The sequence below is a fragment of the Alishewanella aestuarii B11 genome (genome assembly GCF_000280055.1).
Taxonomy (GTDB): Bacteria; Pseudomonadota; Gammaproteobacteria; order Enterobacterales; family Alteromonadaceae; genus Alishewanella; species Alishewanella aestuarii.
In genome coordinates this window covers 86,579-102,483 of the sequence record NZ_ALAB01000005.1, presented here as the reverse complement: position 1 = coordinate 102,483, position 15,905 = coordinate 86,579, and the positions used below count along the sequence as shown (strand labels likewise).

General features: G+C 51.3%; 17 protein-coding genes. 11 read left to right on the top strand and 6 right to left on the bottom strand.

The annotated features are described in order from the left end of the window. Positions 1 to 160: 160 nt before the first annotated feature. The gene (locus AEST_RS03370) at positions 161 to 1,081 is read right to left on the bottom strand and encodes an ISAs1 family transposase (protein ID WP_039924996.1); all 921 of its coding nucleotides are present in this window, start codon (positions 1,079 to 1,081) and stop codon (positions 161 to 163) included. A gap of 178 nt (positions 1,082 to 1,259) precedes the next feature. Between AEST_RS03370 and prmA the strand changes: the two genes are divergently transcribed. The 4 genes from prmA (at position 1,260) to purH (ending at position 5,426) form a co-directional block, all read left to right on the top strand. Continuing rightward, a complete protein-coding gene (prmA, locus tag AEST_RS03365; RefSeq protein ID WP_008607062.1) occupies positions 1,260 to 2,141 on the top strand; it encodes a 50S ribosomal protein L11 methyltransferase in 882 nt (293 codons plus the stop codon). 253 nt (positions 2,142 to 2,394) lie between these two features. Continuing rightward, positions 2,395 to 3,366 carry a tRNA dihydrouridine synthase DusB gene (dusB, locus tag AEST_RS03360; RefSeq protein ID WP_008984489.1) on the top strand — a complete coding sequence of 324 codons (972 nt, stop codon included), beginning with the start codon at positions 2,395 to 2,397 and terminating at the stop codon, positions 3,364 to 3,366. 17 nt (positions 3,367 to 3,383) lie between these two features. After that, positions 3,384 to 3,674 carry a DNA-binding transcriptional regulator Fis gene (fis, locus tag AEST_RS03355; RefSeq protein WP_008607059.1) on the top strand — a complete coding sequence of 97 codons (291 nt, stop codon included), beginning with the start codon at positions 3,384 to 3,386 and terminating at the stop codon, positions 3,672 to 3,674. A 168-nt stretch (positions 3,675 to 3,842) separates the two neighbouring features. After that, positions 3,843 to 5,426 (top strand): bifunctional phosphoribosylaminoimidazolecarboxamide formyltransferase/IMP cyclohydrolase, encoded by a 1,584-nt coding sequence (gene purH, locus AEST_RS03350; RefSeq protein ID WP_008607057.1) that lies wholly within the window; start codon positions 3,843 to 3,845, stop codon positions 5,424 to 5,426. Between the two features lie 49 nt (positions 5,427 to 5,475). Here the strand turns inward: purH and AEST_RS03345 are convergent, their stop codons facing one another. After that, a complete protein-coding gene (locus AEST_RS03345) occupies positions 5,476 to 5,655 on the bottom strand; it encodes a hypothetical protein (RefSeq protein WP_008607056.1) in 180 nt (59 codons plus the stop codon). Between the two features lie 168 nt (positions 5,656 to 5,823). Here AEST_RS03345 and AEST_RS03340 point away from each other — a divergent pair, with 168 nt between their 5' ends. From AEST_RS03340 to AEST_RS03310, 7 genes are all read left to right on the top strand, one after another. Continuing rightward, complete coding sequence (locus AEST_RS03340; protein WP_008607055.1) at positions 5,824 to 8,727, top strand: monovalent cation/H+ antiporter subunit A; 2,904 nt, start codon at positions 5,824 to 5,826, stop codon at positions 8,725 to 8,727. Beyond that, complete coding sequence (locus AEST_RS03335; protein ID WP_008607054.1) at positions 8,727 to 9,077, top strand: Na+/H+ antiporter subunit C; 351 nt, start codon at positions 8,727 to 8,729, stop codon at positions 9,075 to 9,077. The genes AEST_RS03340 and AEST_RS03335 overlap by 1 nt, the downstream gene beginning before the upstream one ends. Further along, a complete protein-coding gene (locus tag AEST_RS03330) occupies positions 9,074 to 10,669 on the top strand; it encodes a monovalent cation/H+ antiporter subunit D (RefSeq protein WP_008607052.1) in 1,596 nt (531 codons plus the stop codon). Before AEST_RS03335 ends, AEST_RS03330 begins: the two co-directional genes overlap by 4 nt. Continuing rightward, the gene (locus tag AEST_RS03325) at positions 10,666 to 11,163 is read left to right on the top strand and encodes a Na+/H+ antiporter subunit E (protein WP_008607051.1); all 498 of its coding nucleotides are present in this window, start codon (positions 10,666 to 10,668) and stop codon (positions 11,161 to 11,163) included. The genes AEST_RS03330 and AEST_RS03325 overlap by 4 nt, the downstream gene beginning before the upstream one ends. After that, entirely contained in the window at positions 11,160 to 11,438 is a 279-nt protein-coding gene (locus tag AEST_RS03320; RefSeq protein WP_039924995.1) for a K+/H+ antiporter subunit F, read from the top strand. Before AEST_RS03325 ends, AEST_RS03320 begins: the two co-directional genes overlap by 4 nt. Further along, positions 11,435 to 11,806, top strand: coding sequence for a monovalent cation/H(+) antiporter subunit G (gene mnhG, locus AEST_RS03315; protein ID WP_008607049.1), 372 nt, complete (start codon positions 11,435 to 11,437; stop codon positions 11,804 to 11,806). Before AEST_RS03320 ends, mnhG begins: the two co-directional genes overlap by 4 nt. Positions 11,807 to 11,969: 163 nt before the next feature. Then, entirely contained in the window at positions 11,970 to 13,229 is a 1,260-nt protein-coding gene (locus AEST_RS03310) for a mechanosensitive ion channel family protein (protein WP_008607048.1), read from the top strand. On the opposite strand, the gene AEST_RS03305 is transcribed toward AEST_RS03310, so the two are convergent. From AEST_RS03305 to AEST_RS03290, 4 genes are read right to left on the bottom strand one after another with little or no spacing between them, the layout of a single operon-like run. Then, the gene (locus AEST_RS03305) at positions 13,226 to 13,705 is read right to left on the bottom strand and encodes a SixA phosphatase family protein (RefSeq protein ID WP_008607047.1); all 480 of its coding nucleotides are present in this window, start codon (positions 13,703 to 13,705) and stop codon (positions 13,226 to 13,228) included. The genes AEST_RS03310 and AEST_RS03305 overlap by 4 nt on opposite strands. Positions 13,706 to 13,759: 54 nt before the next feature. After that, positions 13,760 to 14,317 (bottom strand): GrpB family protein, encoded by a 558-nt coding sequence (locus tag AEST_RS03300; protein WP_008607046.1) that lies wholly within the window; start codon positions 14,315 to 14,317, stop codon positions 13,760 to 13,762. After that, a complete protein-coding gene (gene traT, locus AEST_RS03295; protein WP_008607045.1) occupies positions 14,318 to 15,127 on the bottom strand; it encodes a complement resistance protein TraT in 810 nt (269 codons plus the stop codon). It abuts the gene before it with no gap. Further along, a complete protein-coding gene (locus tag AEST_RS03290) occupies positions 15,128 to 15,859 on the bottom strand; it encodes a complement resistance protein TraT (RefSeq protein ID WP_008607044.1) in 732 nt (243 codons plus the stop codon). Positions 15,860 to 15,905: the final 46 nt, after the last annotated feature.

The following is a 15,905-nucleotide window of genomic DNA, read 5'->3' as shown; positions in this document are numbered from 1 at the left end:
AGTTAGGCGATTAGGGAACATTCATGGTAGTTCCCGATCTGATCATTCGTCAAAAGTCCCAAACCGCGGATGCTCACCATGAATGTTAAAACGATGCACGCCGATTTCCTCGGATTTGTCACCCCAAAGTACGTGACCCCCAGGGCAAGATTACGAGTGGTTATTTAATAACCATACCCATGCAGGCTTCCAGCACTGCATCCAAATAAGCCTCATTCATCAATGCCTGACGCTGCTTTCTTCTGATACTCATTTTTCGCTTCTCAGCGCGTAACATATTCAAACCAAAGTGTCGCATCGTGGCAAGATTAGTCGCTGCATTACCACGATATATCTGGCACGCATCCTCACCTAAACTCACATCCAGCACCCAGTGTAACTGGTTTTCGATACTCCAATGCTCGCGAACTGCGCTGGATAGCCGCTCGGCACTAAGCGCGGCTGAGCTGATAAAATAACGTTGTTCTAATACTGCTCGCTTGTCCTTTTCCACCCGATAGGTGGTTGCCATGCCCAAGGTTGTCAGCGCAGGCCACGCAGCTTTGAGTTTTTCCGGTAATTCACTGGCATCACATACCTGGAATTCTCGGTACTCCAAGCGCCCACGGTTCTTTTCCAGTGACTGCGCTGCAGTGTCTTTGTGCGCTTTACCCGCAAAGACTTGTTTTACTGCATCATGCAACTGCCCTTGGTTGCCTTTAACCGTCAACAGGTAGTCAGCTTCTTTATCTACTATCTGCTGCGCTATCTCTTTCTGGCATCCCATGGCATCCAAACTGACCAAGCATCCTTTAAGCTCCAGCAAGTTAAGTAGCTGAGGTATCGCCGTAATTTCGTTGCTCTTCTCGTCCGTTTTAACCTGGCCCATTACCACGCCATTGGCACTGGCAAAAGCGCTAACCATATGAATAGAAGAGCAGCGGTTTTCACCGAAATCTTCAATATCTTCCCAGCCCTCACAGCCTGCAATAACGGCACACAGCGTTAAAAACACCACGTCAAACAAGGGGTAAACGACCTTAGATGCTTGCCTTGGGTCTTCTAATTCTGAAAAGTGCTCTGCAAAAATATCGATGTTCATAAACTGGCTCCGCGCAAAAGCCAGTATCTGATCACAACGGAAAATCGCGGTCAATCAGTTATGTTAAAGTGCGCGTTAAATGTTCGTGATCTTGCCCTGACGTGACCCCAAAGTACGAGCAAAATGCGGCGTTTGGGTATACAATATCGCCCCTTTATTGGCGAGCTGAGGTTTTATCATGCCCTGGATCCAACTGCGGGTCACCACCACTGAGAAAAAAGCCGAGCAGGTCAGCGATATGCTGATGAGCTGGGGCGCCCAGGCTGTAACCTTTCTTGATGCCAAAGATACACCAATTTATGAGCCGCTGCCGGGGGAAATCCTGTACTGGGAAAATACCGTGGTAATGGGCTTATTTGATGCCGAACACCCGATGCAAAAAGTGCTGAAGCAGTTGGAAAGCACGGCGCTGTTTAAAGAAGGTCTCAGCTATAAGCTGGAACAGCTGGAAGATAAAGACTGGGAACGCGAGTGGATGGATAACTTCCACCCGATTAAATTTGGCAAGCGCTTATGGGTTTGCCCCAGTTGGCGCGATATTCCGGACCCGACTGCCGTTAATGTGCTGCTGGATCCGGGCCTGGCCTTCGGTACCGGTACCCACCCTACCACCGCACTTTGTATGCAATGGCTGGATAAGCATATCAAACCGGCACAAACCGTGGTCGATTTTGGCTGCGGCTCGGGCATTCTCGGCATTGCCGCGCTGAAACTTGGCGCCAGCCGGGTGGTCGGTATCGATATTGACCCGCAGGCGATTATGGCCTCTAAAGCCAACGCCGAGCGCAATGGCGTAGCCGGGCAAATTGAGCTGTATTTACCCAAAGATCAACCGAGCTTACAGGCCGATGTGGTGGTGGCCAATATCCTGGCCGGCCCGTTGGCGGAACTCTCGGCCGTTATCAGCGCCTATGTTAAGCCGGGCGGTTTACTGGCGTTATCCGGTATTCTGGAGAGTCAGGCACAAAGCGTCATGGCGGCCTATGCCAGCGAATTTGAGTTTGACCCTATCGCAGTACAGGAAGAATGGGTGCGCTTAAGCGCGCGGAAAATCGCCTGATTCAGGCGCAATTCAGCCGATTATGTTTTGCTGGCTACTGTTGCAAAAAACAGCAACAGTTAAATTATCTTTTAATGACATGCAGTAAATTCGCGGGTCGGTTTTTCGGAAAACACTTATTTTCAGCCTTTTAGGGAATGTCAATCCCTGAAACGGCAAAAAAAAGCAAAAATTGTTTAAAAAACAGCCTTTGCTTTAGTGGTAAAAATCCGTAAACTTAGCGCCCCTTGAGGACAGAGCCTTGGAATCAGTGGTGCGCATAGGTCCATATCAGTTAGCGAATCAGGTGATCTGCGCTCCGATGGCTGGGGTAACCGATCACACTTTTCGTGAACTCTGCCGCCGGTTTGGTGCGGCTTTAGCTGTGTCAGAGATGCTATCGAGCAATCCGCAGGTCTGGCAAAGCGAAAAGTCACAAAATCGGATGGGCCATCGCCAGGAGTCTGGTATTCGCTCGGTGCAAATTGCTGGCAGCGATCCGGAACAAATGGCTGCCGCCGCGCAGTATAACGTCGACATCGGCGCCGATATTATCGACATTAATATGGGTTGCCCGGCGAAAAAGGTGAATAAAAAGCTGGCTGGCTCAGCCCTGTTGCAATACCCGGAGCTGGTAGAGCAAATTGTGCGGGCAGTGGTACAAGCCGTTAAGGTACCGGTAACACTGAAGATCCGCACTGGCTGGGACCCGGAACATCGCAATGGCGTGCAAATCGCCCGCATTGCCGAGGATAACGGCATTCAGGCGCTGGCGGTGCATGGCCGCACCAAAGCCTGTATGTATAAAGGAGAAGCCGAGTACGACACCATTGCTGCCATTAAGCAGCAGGTGAAGATACCGGTCATCGCCAATGGTGATATAACCTCACCGGAAAAAGCGCAATTCGTGCTCGACTACACCGGCGCCGACGCCATTATGATTGGTCGCGCGGCCCAGGGTCGGCCATGGATTTTCCGGGAAGTGGTGCACTATCTGGCAACAGGGGAGAAACTGGCTGCGCCTTCGGTTAGCGAAGTGCAGCAAATCATGCTGGAACATGTGCAGGGCTTGCACCAGTTATATGGTGACTATGCCGGTGCCCGTATCGCCCGCAAACATGTGGGCTGGTACCTGGCAGAGCATGATCCGGATGGGTTATTTCGTAGTGAATTCAACGGTATTGAGCATGCCAATGTGCAGCTGGATGCCTTAAATAGCTATTTTCATAAACTAGCAGCAACCTAACGTAAAAGAGAAAAGCAATGTTTAATTCGAACGTTACTTCGCCATTTATCACTAACGCCCACGTTCAGTCTCAGGAAAAGCCACAAGCCTTATCCAGTGCCGTCCAAAAAGCTGTTGCCAACTACCTGCAACAGTTAAACGGCCAGGACGTTAACGATCTGTACGAGCTGGTATTATCTGAATTAGAGCGGCCATTACTGGAAGAAGTAATGAAATATACCCGCGGCAACCAAACCCGTGCCGCTAACCTGATGGGTATCAACCGCGGCACGCTGCGCAAAAAGTTAAAACAATACGGCATGTCATAATGCCAGGCGGGGTTGGCCCCGCTAAAAGCACCTTCGGGTGCTTTTTTATTGGCTAAACTTTAGTGACAAAATAGCAGGCTGGCAGCTGCAGCCAGCCTGAAGCAAGCAATAGCAAGCATTCGTTTCCGTGACAACCGTGACGACAACCGTGACAAAGAGAACCCGCTGATGAATACACTTCGCCCTGTGCGCCGCGCTTTATTAAGCGTATCTGATAAAACCGGTATTGTAGAATTTGCCAAAGCCCTGGCCGCAATGCAGGTTGAGATCCTGTCTACCGGTGGTACCGCCAAACTGTTGGCCGAGCATGGTATCGCCGTGATTGAAGTATCAGACTACACCGGTCATCCGGAAATTATGGATGGCCGGGTAAAAACCCTGCACCCGAAAATTCACGGCGGCATTCTGGCGCGCCGCGGCACCGACGAAGCGGTAATGGCAGCCAATAATATTGGCCCTATTGATCTGGTAGTGGTGAACCTGTATCCCTTTGCCAATACCGTAGCCAAGCCGGGTTGCACCTTGGCCGATGCGGTAGAAAATATCGATATCGGTGGCCCGACTATGGTACGTGCCGCCGCGAAAAACCATCAGGACGTTACCATTATCGTCAATGCCAGTGATTATCCGAAAGTACTGGCTGAGCTTAACGCCAATAATGGCGCCACCACCTTAGAAACCCGCTTTAGCCTGGCGATCAGCGCCTTTGAACATACTGCCCAGTACGATGGCATGATTGCCAATTACTTTGGTGCCATGTTACCGGCTTATGGCAGCGAAGAAGCCGCCAGCCGTTTCCCGCGCACCTTTAACAGCCAGTTTGTGAAAAAGCAGGACTTACGTTACGGCGAAAACAGCCACCAGCAAGCCGCCTTCTATGTCGATGCCAACGCCACTGAGGCCTCAGTTTCGACCGCGACGCAGCTGCAGGGTAAGGCGCTGTCTTACAATAATATTGCGGATACCGATGCGGCGCTGGAATGCGTGAAAGAGTTTGCCGAGCCGGCCTGCGTCATTGTCAAACACGCTAACCCTTGCGGTGTAGCGATTGGCGATAGTATTTTAGAAGCCTATAACCGCGCTTACAGCACGGATCCGACCTCGGCTTTCGGTGGCATTATTGCCTTTAACCGTGAGCTGGATGCAACTACCGCCCAAGAAATTGTAAGCCGTCAGTTTGTTGAAGTAATTATTGCCCCTAGCGCCAGCGCTGAAGCCGTTGCTGTAGTGGCGAGCAAGCCGAATGTCCGCTTATTGGTGTGTGGCGACTTTGCCGCTGCTGCGCCGGCGCTGGATATTAAACAGGTTAATGGCGGTATTTTACTGCAAGATCGCGATCAGCACCGCATCAGCGAGTCAGATCTGAAAGTGGTGACCAAACGGCAACCGACAGCGCAAGAGCTAAAAGATCTGCTGTTCTGCTGGAAGGTGGCGAAGTTTGTCAAATCCAATGCCATTGTTTATGTGAAAGACAGCATGACCATTGGTGTCGGCGCCGGCCAGATGAGCCGCGTTTATAGCGCAAAAATTGCTGGTATTAAAGCTGCAGACGAGAAACTGGAAGTAAAAGGGTCAGTGATGGCTTCAGATGCCTTCTTCCCGTTCCGCGATGGTATTGATGCCGCTGCCGCTGCCGGTATTACTGCAGTGATTCAGCCAGGTGGCTCAATGCGCGATGCGGAAGTGATTGCCGCCGCCGACGAGCACGGTATGGCGATGGTGTTTACCGGCGTGCGGCATTTCCGCCACTAAACGATTGGATAATCTGGCTGTGAACCAAATAAGCTGCTACTTTGGCAGCTTATTTATTTTTCGGCACCGGCAATAATGCCAGCGGATAGGTTGGCTCTGCCGCACCATGTTCTGGCGCAATGGCTTTACCGCAGGCCAGCATGTCAATGTGATGGCCATTTTGTTTACGAGCAGATAAGCTGATCCACTGCTGTTTAGCGGCATCCTGATAGAAAACCGAACTTGACAAAAAAATAACGCCAAAATAAAGTAAGGGCCTGCAGAGGTACCCGGCCTACCCTATTTACGGTGGTCCGTCGCGGGTAAGTTCAGCGTTCACACTCCTTGTTTTTACAGACTTAACCTGGTTAAGCCCTGTCACAGCAGTTTTCAATCGGATTATTATTTAAGGAGCCAGATGCTACTACTCTCTCTGATTTTACTGCCTTTTCTCGGTGCCGCTGTCGCTGCCTGTATGCCACAACATGCCCGTAACCGTGAAGCCTGGTTCGCAGCCATTATCGCGCTATGTGGCTTGCTACTCACGCTATCACAATATGCAGTAATCAGTGAGGGTACAGCCCTGCGTTATCAACTCAACTGGCTAAGCGCTTTTGACCTTAATTTGATTTTCCGGATGGATGGATTGGCCTGGCTATTTTCGGTGCTGATCCAAGGTATTTGTCTGCTGGTGGTGCTGTATGCCCGCTACTATATGTCACCCAAAGATCCGGTGCCGCGGTTCTTTGCCTTTTTACTGGCATTTATGGGCGCCATGCAAGGGGTAGTGCTCTCCGGTAATCTGATTCAACTCGTCATGTTCTGGGAGCTCACCAGCCTGACCTCATTCTTGCTCATAGGTTACTGGCATCACCGACCCGATGCCCGCCGCGGCGCGCGGATGGCCTTTACGGTGACCTCGATTGGTGGCCTCTGTTTACTGGTTGGTGTACTGCTGTTAGGCCATGTTGCTGGCAGCTATGATTTGGATCAGATCTTACAGCAAGCCGAGCAGATTAAAGCCCATGACTGGTATCTGCCAATCCTGATCCTGATTGCGCTGGGCGCTCTGACCAAGAGTGCCCAATTCCCTTTCCATTTCTGGTTACCCCACGCGATGGCCGCGCCTACCCCGGTGTCAGCTTATCTGCATTCGGCAACCATGGTAAAAGCCGGGGTGTTCCTGTTAATGCGGTTATGGCCGGTCTTGGCCGGCACCCCGGAATGGACCTGGATTATTGGAACTGCCGGGGTTTGTACCATGCTGATTGGTGCCTTTTTGGCGATTTTTCAGCACGATTTAAAAGGGTTACTCGCCTATTCGACGATCAGCCATCTTGGTCTGATTACCTGCTTGCTTGGTATCGGTACACCACTGGCCATGGTCGCGGCGATCTTCCATACCCTGAATCATGCAACCTTTAAAGCCTCACTGTTTATGGCGGTGGGAATTATCGACCATGAAACCGGTAGCCGCGATATGCGTAAATTATCGGGCTTACGACGGGTTCTGCCTTATACCGCTGCGCTGGCCATCGTTGCCAGCGCCGCTATGGCCGGGGTGCCATTGTTAAACGGCTTCTTATCAAAAGAAATGTTTTTCGCTGAAGCGTTAATGGTTGGCTCAGCATCAAACTGGTGGATGTCAGCCGCGGCCGTCATGATGGGTATCTTTGGTGTCGCTTACTCGTTACGCTTTATTCAGGTATTTTTTGGGCCACTGCAGACCGACGGCGGCGAAGAGGTGCACGAGCCGCCTCGCTGGATGCGCTTCCCGGTAGAGTTATTGGTCTTATGTTGTCTGGTGGTAGGCATCCTGCCAGAATTAAGTATAGGCATTCTGCTGGAAGCAGCCGCAGCCTCGGTGTTAGCAGAGCAATTACCGGAGTATAGCCTAGCGATCTGGCATGGTTTTAACCTGCCGCTCACTATGAGCATTATCGCCTTTATTGGTGGCATTGTTTTCTATCGCTGGCTGCAATTAAAATGTAATTTGCGCCAGCGAGATAAAGTCCCGCTATTCCACCGTTTAAATGGCAAAGAAAGTTACGAAGCCACTATGCTCTGGCTGGCAGCCAGTGCTGCCCGACTGGAGCGTTCACTCAGTTCACGCCGCTTGCAGCCTCAGCTGTTACTGCTCATCCTGGCAGGAATGGCGGCGGGAGCAGTCTTATTATGGTTTATGCCGACTGTTCCGGCGCAATTAACCTATACTCCCATTCACTGGCCCTTTGCTTTACTCTGGCTGGCTGGCACCGCCTGTGCTATTGCTGCGGCCTGGCAGGCAAAGTATCACCGGCTGGCAGCATTGATTCTGGTGGGCGGTACCGGTATCGTCACCAGCCTGACCTTTCTCTGGCTGTCGGCCCCGGATCTGGCACTGACGCAACTGATGGTCGAAACGGTAACGACCATCCTGTTACTGCTGGGCTTACGTTGGTTGCCGGCACGGATTTCGGCAAAAAAATTACAGTTGATTGCCAGCTCCCGCGATAAACTTCGACGCAGCCGTGACCTGTTGATCGCTATTAGCTCAGGGGTCATTCTCAGCGTAGTCAGTTACCTGATCTTGATCCAGCCTGAAAATCAAACGATAAGCCGGTTCTTTATCGAAAACTCCTTACCACTTGGTGGTGGCAGTAACGTGGTTAATGTGCTGTTGGTCGACTTCCGCAGTTTTGATACGCTGGGTGAGATTACGGTGCTGAGTATTGTGGCACTGACTGTCTATGCCCTGCTACGCCGTTTTCGGCCTGCAGCCGAAAGTATTAAACTGCCACCGCAGCAAACCAACCCGATTGATCCAGCGTCAATCCAGACGCCGGCAGAACAAGCCGGCAGTGGCTATTTGCAGGTTCCGGGCATATACATACGTTTGCTACTCCCGATTATTATCGTGGTATCGGTGTACTTCTTTATGCGGGGTCATAACTTACCCGGCGGCGGCTTTATCGCCGGCTTAATTTTTGCGGTCGGTTTAATTATTCAATACTTACTGGCTGGCACCGCCTGGGTTGAAGCTCGCTTAAAAATGCAGCCACACCGCTGGATTAGCGTTGGCCTGGGCTTAGCAGTGGTTACCGGCTTGGGAGCCTGGGTCTTTGGTCATCCGTTCCTGACAACACATACCGCGCATATCTATTTGCCAGTATTAGGAGAGCTGCATTTACCCAGCGCCTTTATCTTTGATTTAGGTGTATTTGCCGTCGTCGTAGGCACCACCATGTTAATCCTGACTGCTCTGGCTCACCAATCGGTACGTAGCCATCGGGTTCCGGGAGCAAATCCCGACGCCACTAACCTGCAACAGGAGGATCGCTAATGGAAATCATTCTGGCACTGGCGATTGGTATTTTATTTGCTTCCGGCGTCTGGTTGGTACTTCGGCCCCGTAGCTTTCAGGTCATTACGGGCTTGTTATTGCTGTCTTATGCGGTAAACCTGTTTATTTTTATTACCGGTCGGATCAGTCTGAATAAACCGCCGCTCACTCTCGATGAAACAGCACTGGACCCGGCGTTATATGCCGATCCGTTACCACAAGCGCTGGTACTGACAGCAATTGTTATCGGTTTTGCGACCACGGCGCTTTATCTGGTAGTGCTATTGGGCTCACGCGGGTTAACCGGCACCGACCACGTTGACGGTAAAGAGAAGGAAACGGACGAATGACCAGTATGTTGTCGGAAATTTTGGTCCTGCCTATTTTGCTGCCTCTGTTGACCGGTGCGGTACTGGTACTGGTCAATGAGCGTCATCACCAACTGAAATATGTATTAAATCAACTTAGCACACTGCTGTTGCTGGTGCTGGCCTGCTGGCTGTTAATCGTGACCGATGGTCCGGCTACCGGCGACGATTTGTTAGTGTATCTGGCGGCCAATTGGGTGGCGCCCTTTGGTATTGTGCTGGTTGGCGACAGGCTGGCCAGTCTGTTCCTGGTGTTGGCTGCGTTATTAGCCAACTGCGCGCTGCTGTTTTCCTACAGTCGCTGGGCTAAGCTTGGCGTACACTTTCATACATTATTTCAGCTCCTGCTGATGGGGATTAATGGCGCGGTATTAACCGGTGACCTGTTTAATCTCTTTGTTTTCTTTGAAGTTATGCTGGCAGCCTCGTATGGCCTGTTACTGCATGGTTATAACATCACCCGGATCCGGGCCGGCATGCAGTATATCGTGGTGAATCTGATTGCATCGGTGTTTTTTCTACTCGGGATTGCGCTGGTTTATGCGGCAACTGGCAGCTTGAACTTTGCCGATCTGGCGCGATTAATACCAGAACTGGCGCCGGCACAACGGCAACTGATGCATACCGGCGCTGCGATTTTGGCAGTGGCCTTTTTAACCAAAAGTGCAATGTGGCCGTTAGGTTTTTGGTTACCTACCACCTACTCAGCGGCTTCGCCACCCGTTACCGCCATGCTGGTATTACTGACCAAAATTGGGGTTTATGTGGTACTGCGCCTCAATTATCTGTGGTTTGGTGATACCGCCGGCAGCTCTGCTGGCTTTGGTAATACCATGCTGCTATATGGTGGCTTACTGACTCTGGCCTTTGGCGCTATTGGTTTATTGGCCAGTCAGGACCCGGGCCGGATTGCCAGTTACAGTGCGGTGATTTCCTCCGGTATCCTGCTGGCGTTAATTGGTTTAGGCCAAGATCTGACACTAAGTGCCATGCTATTTTATTTACTCAGCTCGACATTGGCAGTCGCGGCCTTCGTGTTACTGACCGAATTGATTGAGCGCATCTACACCCCAACCGACAGCGTATTAGCATTAAGTATGGAGTTTTTTGCACTCGATGGCGAAAAGAAGGAATCGGCCGGTGTGGTGATTCCGGCTGCGATGGCATTCCTGGGGCTGGCTTTTGCTGCCTGTGCTCTGATTATGGCCGGCTTACCGCCGTTATCCGGTTTTATTGCAAAGTTCAGTATCTTACATCAACTGCTACAAACACCAATGCACGCCAGTAGCTGGGTCTTCTTGCTACTGCTGTTTGTCGCCGGCCTGACTGCGATTATCTCGTTGATGCGTTTTGGTGTTCGCAGTTTCTGGACAGCACACAGTGCACAAAGTCCACGCCTGAAATTCAGTGAAGTCAGTCCGGTCTTATTGTTATTGCTGGTTTGCATTAATATGGCAATCTTTGCCGGTCCACTTAGTGGTTTGCTGGAGCGGGTCGCCGATGATTTAGTACAGACCAGCCGTTATATTGAGCAAGTATTACAAACGGTCGCTGTAAACCGGGAGGGTCAATGAGCCGATTCTTGCCGTCACCTATACTCTCACTGACGCTGCTGCTGATCTGGCTGCTGCTGAATCAAAGCATCGCCCCCGCCCATATCCTGTTTGGTAGTGTGTTGGCGCTGGTAGTGCCGCTTTATACGGCCCCCTTACAGCCAGTGCATAGCGGTATTCGTAAACCGCTGGTGTTATTCCGTTTATTAAGCTGGTCACTGGTGGAGATTATTCGGTCCTGCGTTAACGTCAGCCGGATTATTTTGTTTCAGCGCCAGCAAATTAACTCGCAGTTTATTCGGGTACCTCTGGATTTGCGTAATCCGGCGGGGCTGGCAGTATTGTCCTGCTTAATTAACTCGACGCCTGGCACAGTTTGGGTGGAGATTATTCCGGAGACCCACGAATTGTCGCTACATGTCTTTGATTTACATGATGCAGCTTGGTGGGTAGCTACCATTAAACAGCGCTACGAACAGCCCTTGCTGGACATTTTTGAAGCGGAGGCCAAATGATCGTTGTTTTAGAGTACAGTCTATATTTTGCGCAATGCTGCATGCTAATTGCCATGTTGTTGTGTACCTTGCGCTTAATGCGAGGCCCAACTGCACAGGATCGGGTTCTGGCGCTTGATACGCTGTGGATGGTGGTGATGCTGTTTACCCTACTGTTGGGGATCAGCTTTGCCAATTTGGTGTATTTTGAGCTGGCCATGTTAATCGCCCTGACCGGCTTTGTCTCGACCATTGCGCTGGCGAAATTTTTGATGCGCGGAGAGATTATCGAATGATGCAATTACCTGAAAGCCTGCCGCTCTGGCTCGGCATCCCGGTGGTGCTCTTACTACTGACCGGCAGTATTATTACGTTGATCGGTGCGCTTGGCTTGTATCGGCTGCCTAATTTTTATCAGCGGATCCATGGTCCGGCCATTACTATCACCTTTGGTGCAGGCTGTTTTTTAATTGCTTCTATGCTGTATTTCACTGGCCTTGAGCAACGTCCGGTGGTGCATGAACTGTTAATCACCGCATTCGTACTATTAACGGCGCCAGTCAGTGCCATGCTGATTATGCGAGCTGCGGTATACCGCGATTTACGTAACGAACGTAAAGGTAAAGAGCTCAGCGAAAATCTGCACGATAACATGCATCAATAATGCTTTAGGCACCCAGGCCAGGCATCATGATTTGGTCCTAAGCCTGGGATCCGGTATACTCCCTGCTCGGTTAATTTTTTCGGCGTAACGCATCCAATCGGATATTTTCTGTCGTCCTGAACCGTTGTAGATACGATGCGTATCGCCGAAACAGGAGGTGAAATTGGATAGTTCAACCCAAACACTACTGGATAGTGTAACGCAGGATAGTCACCTGCAATTAGTGCTGGCGCTGTCAGCTTTGTTAGTTCTGGCCTGGTTGGCCAACTTTATCGTCAAACAAATCCTGCTTAAAGGAATTTTCCGGCTACTTGGCCAACGAGCCCTGCCGGATGCTGCAACACAGCTGGCTTTTGTTGCCCGCCTGGCAAATGTGGTACCGGCCTTAGTGATCTCCACCGGTGTCAACTTAGTACCAGGGCTACCTGAGACCTTGATCACAATCGTGGCCAATGTTGCTAATGCTTTTATTGTGCTAACGATTGCGCTGGCGTTAAGTGGTTTTCTGACTATGGTCAACGGTCTTTACGAGCGACGGCCTGATGCGAAGAGCAAACCTATTAAAGGCTATATTCAGGTCGTAAAAATTCTGATTTACGCGCTGGCACTCATTCTGATTATCGCTGCGCTGTTTGATCGCTCACCGCTGATTTTGCTCTCCGGCTTAGGTGCCATGGCTGCCGTGTTGATGCTGATCTTTCAGGACACCATCCTTTCTCTGGTGGCCAGTGTACAAATCTCTTCAAACGATGTGATTCGTGTTGGCGACTGGGTTGAAATGCCTCAGCTCAATGCGGACGGCGATGTGATAGATATTGCTTTGCATACGGTGAAAGTCCAGAACTGGGATCGGACTATTACCACCATCCCGACCCGGCGCTTTATGACGGATCCCTTTAAAAACTGGCGCGGTATGCAGGAATCCGGTGGTCGGCGGATTAAACGCAGCCTGATGCTGGACCAGCAAAGTGTCAGCTTTCTGAATACCGAACAAATTCAGCGTTTAAGCCGCTTTCGTTTATTGCAGGCTTACCTTACAGAAAAGCAACACGAAATTGATGATTGGAATAAGTCTCTGGCTGAGCAAGGCAAAGAACCGGTGAATACCCGCAGGATTACTAACCTGGGCACCTTTCGTGCCTATGTGCAGCATTATCTGAAAAACCATGCCGGCATCCACCAAAATATGATTTGTATGGTCAGACAGTTAGCGCCGGGTGCAGATGGCCTGCCATTGGAGATCTACTGTTTTACTAATACCACGGCCTGGGTGAGTTATGAAAATATACAGTCGGATATTTTTGATCATTTACTGGCCATTCTGCCGGAATTTGGTTTAAGGGTTTACCAACACCCCAGTGGCATGGACGTCCGTGCGCTGCAACTTGCTGCACCACAGCCAATCGCCAATAGCGGCAATTAAGACATAAACCTGACCGGTAACGACCACTGTAAGCTGGCTGAGCCATCATCAGCCAGCTGCAGACAGGTTAAAGAGGCTTTGCGGATCTTTAATAATGGCGGCTGGCTACCGAGCAAAGCGCTGATTAACGCCGAGAAGTCCGGTTCATGCCCAACCAGCAACACCTGCTGCGGCCATGCCAATCTGGCCTGCTGCAGTGCGGTTAATGCCTGGCAGGTTGGCGTTTCCAGCGCCAGCCAATGCTGTTCCTCGGCCGACGGTAACCTTGCCACCTTACTGACGATAGCCGCCGTTTGGCTGGCTCTGGGGTAAGGGCTGCTTAGCACCAACTGCGGTGTCAGATTGTATTTCAACATAAAGTTAGCCACCTTGCGTGCCTGCCACCGGCCTTTTTCAATTAAACAGCGGTCAATATCCAACTGACCGGGGCGAATTACTTCGGCAGTGGCGTGGCGTAAGAAAAATAGGCTGGTCATAACAAAACCCTAAGTTAAAGTTGTCATGCATTAAACGCGTTTAAAATGACTTTTTTATGACGACGCAGCGATCCGAGCCATTAATTGCCGGATAAAATGCGCTTTCGCCAGATTGTACGCCTGGCGATCGTCAGCAAAATCTGCTGCAGCCTGACGTTTAATCCTGGCATACTCAGCAGCCACAAGCGGATGCTGCTGCAAATAATGACAAAATATCAGCTTCTGCCAATGCTCCGAATCGGGCGTCAGCATATGCAAATGATGGCTGCGCTGCCCCTCGGCGTTGCGTTTAATAAACCACAGATAATCAATCTCCTGCTCGCCTTTGACCTTTGGCCGCCAAAATAGTTGATATCCCTCAGCTGCCATCAATGGCGCTGCCTGGTCGCGGATCTGCGCCAGACTCGCGACTTCCACTAACAGATCGATAATGGGTTTGGCCGGCATCCCTGGGATGGCAGTACTGCCAAAATGTTCAATCCGGCCGGAAAAAAACTGTGGCCAGCGTTGTTTTAACCGCGCTGCCTCGGCAGCCGCCTGCGCTGGCCAGTCGGGCTGCCAATCGGACAGTCTCACCGGCTCAGTGCTGGCCTGCCGCCAATACTGGCTCATTTAAAAGATCCCGGATAACGAACGGAGTAAACCCTGATGTAAGGAAGGTTCGGCTTCCTGCCAGGTCAGATTAGCCTTGTTGGCAAAACCGAGCAATTTGACCTGGTATTTACGCCGATCTGTCATATTTTCCCACATCTGCTCTAGCTGGCCGCTGTCGCCCTGTACTAACCGATGTTCGCTTTGCTCCAGCACTAACGCCGGTGCCGACGGGTCCAGACGCTCTGCCACCTGAATATCCGCCAACAGGGTATAGTACTTGTCTTTGACCATTTGGTTACCGACATATTCAGCACCGGCAATCACAGCGACCGCCGCCAGTACCCGCACCACATCTTTAGTGCGGACGTCACTATCAAAATGCGTATCAGCGTAAATGACCGCTGGCGTGACACCACGTTGCCGCGGCGCTTTTGGCTCTGGCGGCGCCATCCCTGGGTGCATAAACTCGGCAATTTGTTGCTCAGTCATCGCATACTGCTCACGCAATACCTGTTGTGGTGGCTGATTGAGCACAGTACGGATATTTACCTGCAACCAATACTGAGCGGCTGCCGGAGAATTTACCAGCTGATAGCCGCGCTCGGTTAATAAGGCTGCCACATCGCGCATCAAAGGCTGCTGGTACTCGGCCGCGGTTTGCCGGATATCGAGAAACACCGTGCGCTGTTCTGGCTCCACCGGGTCCAGATAGATGGTCTGACTCATCCGCATCTGTACGTCCAGCTTCCCCTTACTGATCGAGGTATGCATGGCCGTACAACCAGTAAGCAGCCACAGTGCTGGCAGAAGCAGTACCAGCAAACGCATTTAGAACAATCCAGCCAGAGCGCGCGCCAGACCGTCGGTTAATAACGGTGCGGCCTCTTCCCACTTCAGGTTGGCCTGATTGGCTGAGCTGACCACCCGGGTCTGGTATTTACGCATATTGGTCTGTTGGGAAAAGGTACTACGGGTACTGCCGCTATCACCTTGCAATAACGTATGCTCAGAGCGCTCCTGCACCTTGCCGTCAAAGCGCTCCATAATCTGAATATCAGTGATCACGCTGTAGTACACATCCTGTACCATCGCATCCACTATGGTACCTACCGCCGCACCGGCTACCGCTGCACCAGCCGTCCCCCCTACAGAGCCACCGGTAGAACGATGGATCACCGCCCCTGTGACCGCGCCGCCGACGGCACCAGGTCCGGCAGCCAGCGCGCCCTGCGTTTCGCGGGCATTACTACGCCCTACCTGTAACACATTGGCTTGTAACCAGTAGTGCGCCCGTGACGGACTGTCAATCACCTGATAACCCCGGCTGCGCAGGCTGGCAACCACCTGTGAACGTAAATCAAACTCCGGTTTATCCGAGGTATTGCGGATATCAACAAAGACGGTGCGTTGCTCCGGTTCTACCGGCTCGAGGAAAATTGAGGAACTCATCTTGGTTTGCACATCAAGATTACGTTTCGCAACTGAGGTATGTAAAGCACCACAGGCGGTTAAACTGAGCATGGCACTGACGGCCAGCAGTAGGGTAATTTTTTTGATCATGGTTGGGTTCATCCATTCGGGCGTGTTGACTATTGCTACTTTAGCT

Coding starts and splice junctions, on each gene's coding strand:
- AEST_RS03370 (WP_039924996.1), bottom strand. CDS start 1,081: ATGAACATCGATATTTTTGCAGAGCACTTTTCAGAATTAGAAGACCCA.
- prmA (WP_008607062.1), top strand. CDS start 1,260: ATGCCCTGGATCCAACTGCGGGTCACCACCACTGAGAAAAAAGCCGAG.
- fis (WP_008607059.1), top strand. CDS start 3,384: ATGTTTAATTCGAACGTTACTTCGCCATTTATCACTAACGCCCACGTT.
- purH (WP_008607057.1), top strand. CDS start 3,843: ATGAATACACTTCGCCCTGTGCGCCGCGCTTTATTAAGCGTATCTGAT.
- AEST_RS03340 (WP_008607055.1), top strand. CDS start 5,824: ATGCTACTACTCTCTCTGATTTTACTGCCTTTTCTCGGTGCCGCTGTC.
- AEST_RS03335 (WP_008607054.1), top strand. CDS start 8,727: ATGGAAATCATTCTGGCACTGGCGATTGGTATTTTATTTGCTTCCGGC.
- AEST_RS03330 (WP_008607052.1), top strand. CDS start 9,074: ATGACCAGTATGTTGTCGGAAATTTTGGTCCTGCCTATTTTGCTGCCT.
- AEST_RS03325 (WP_008607051.1), top strand. CDS start 10,666: ATGAGCCGATTCTTGCCGTCACCTATACTCTCACTGACGCTGCTGCTG.
- AEST_RS03320 (WP_039924995.1), top strand. CDS start 11,160: ATGATCGTTGTTTTAGAGTACAGTCTATATTTTGCGCAATGCTGCATG.
- mnhG (WP_008607049.1), top strand. CDS start 11,435: ATGATGCAATTACCTGAAAGCCTGCCGCTCTGGCTCGGCATCCCGGTG.
- AEST_RS03305 (WP_008607047.1), bottom strand. CDS start 13,705: ATGACCAGCCTATTTTTCTTACGCCACGCCACTGCCGAAGTAATTCGC.
- AEST_RS03300 (WP_008607046.1), bottom strand. CDS start 14,317: ATGAGCCAGTATTGGCGGCAGGCCAGCACTGAGCCGGTGAGACTGTCC.
- traT (WP_008607045.1), bottom strand. CDS start 15,127: ATGCGTTTGCTGGTACTGCTTCTGCCAGCACTGTGGCTGCTTACTGGT.
- AEST_RS03290 (WP_008607044.1), bottom strand. CDS start 15,859: ATGATCAAAAAAATTACCCTACTGCTGGCCGTCAGTGCCATGCTCAGT.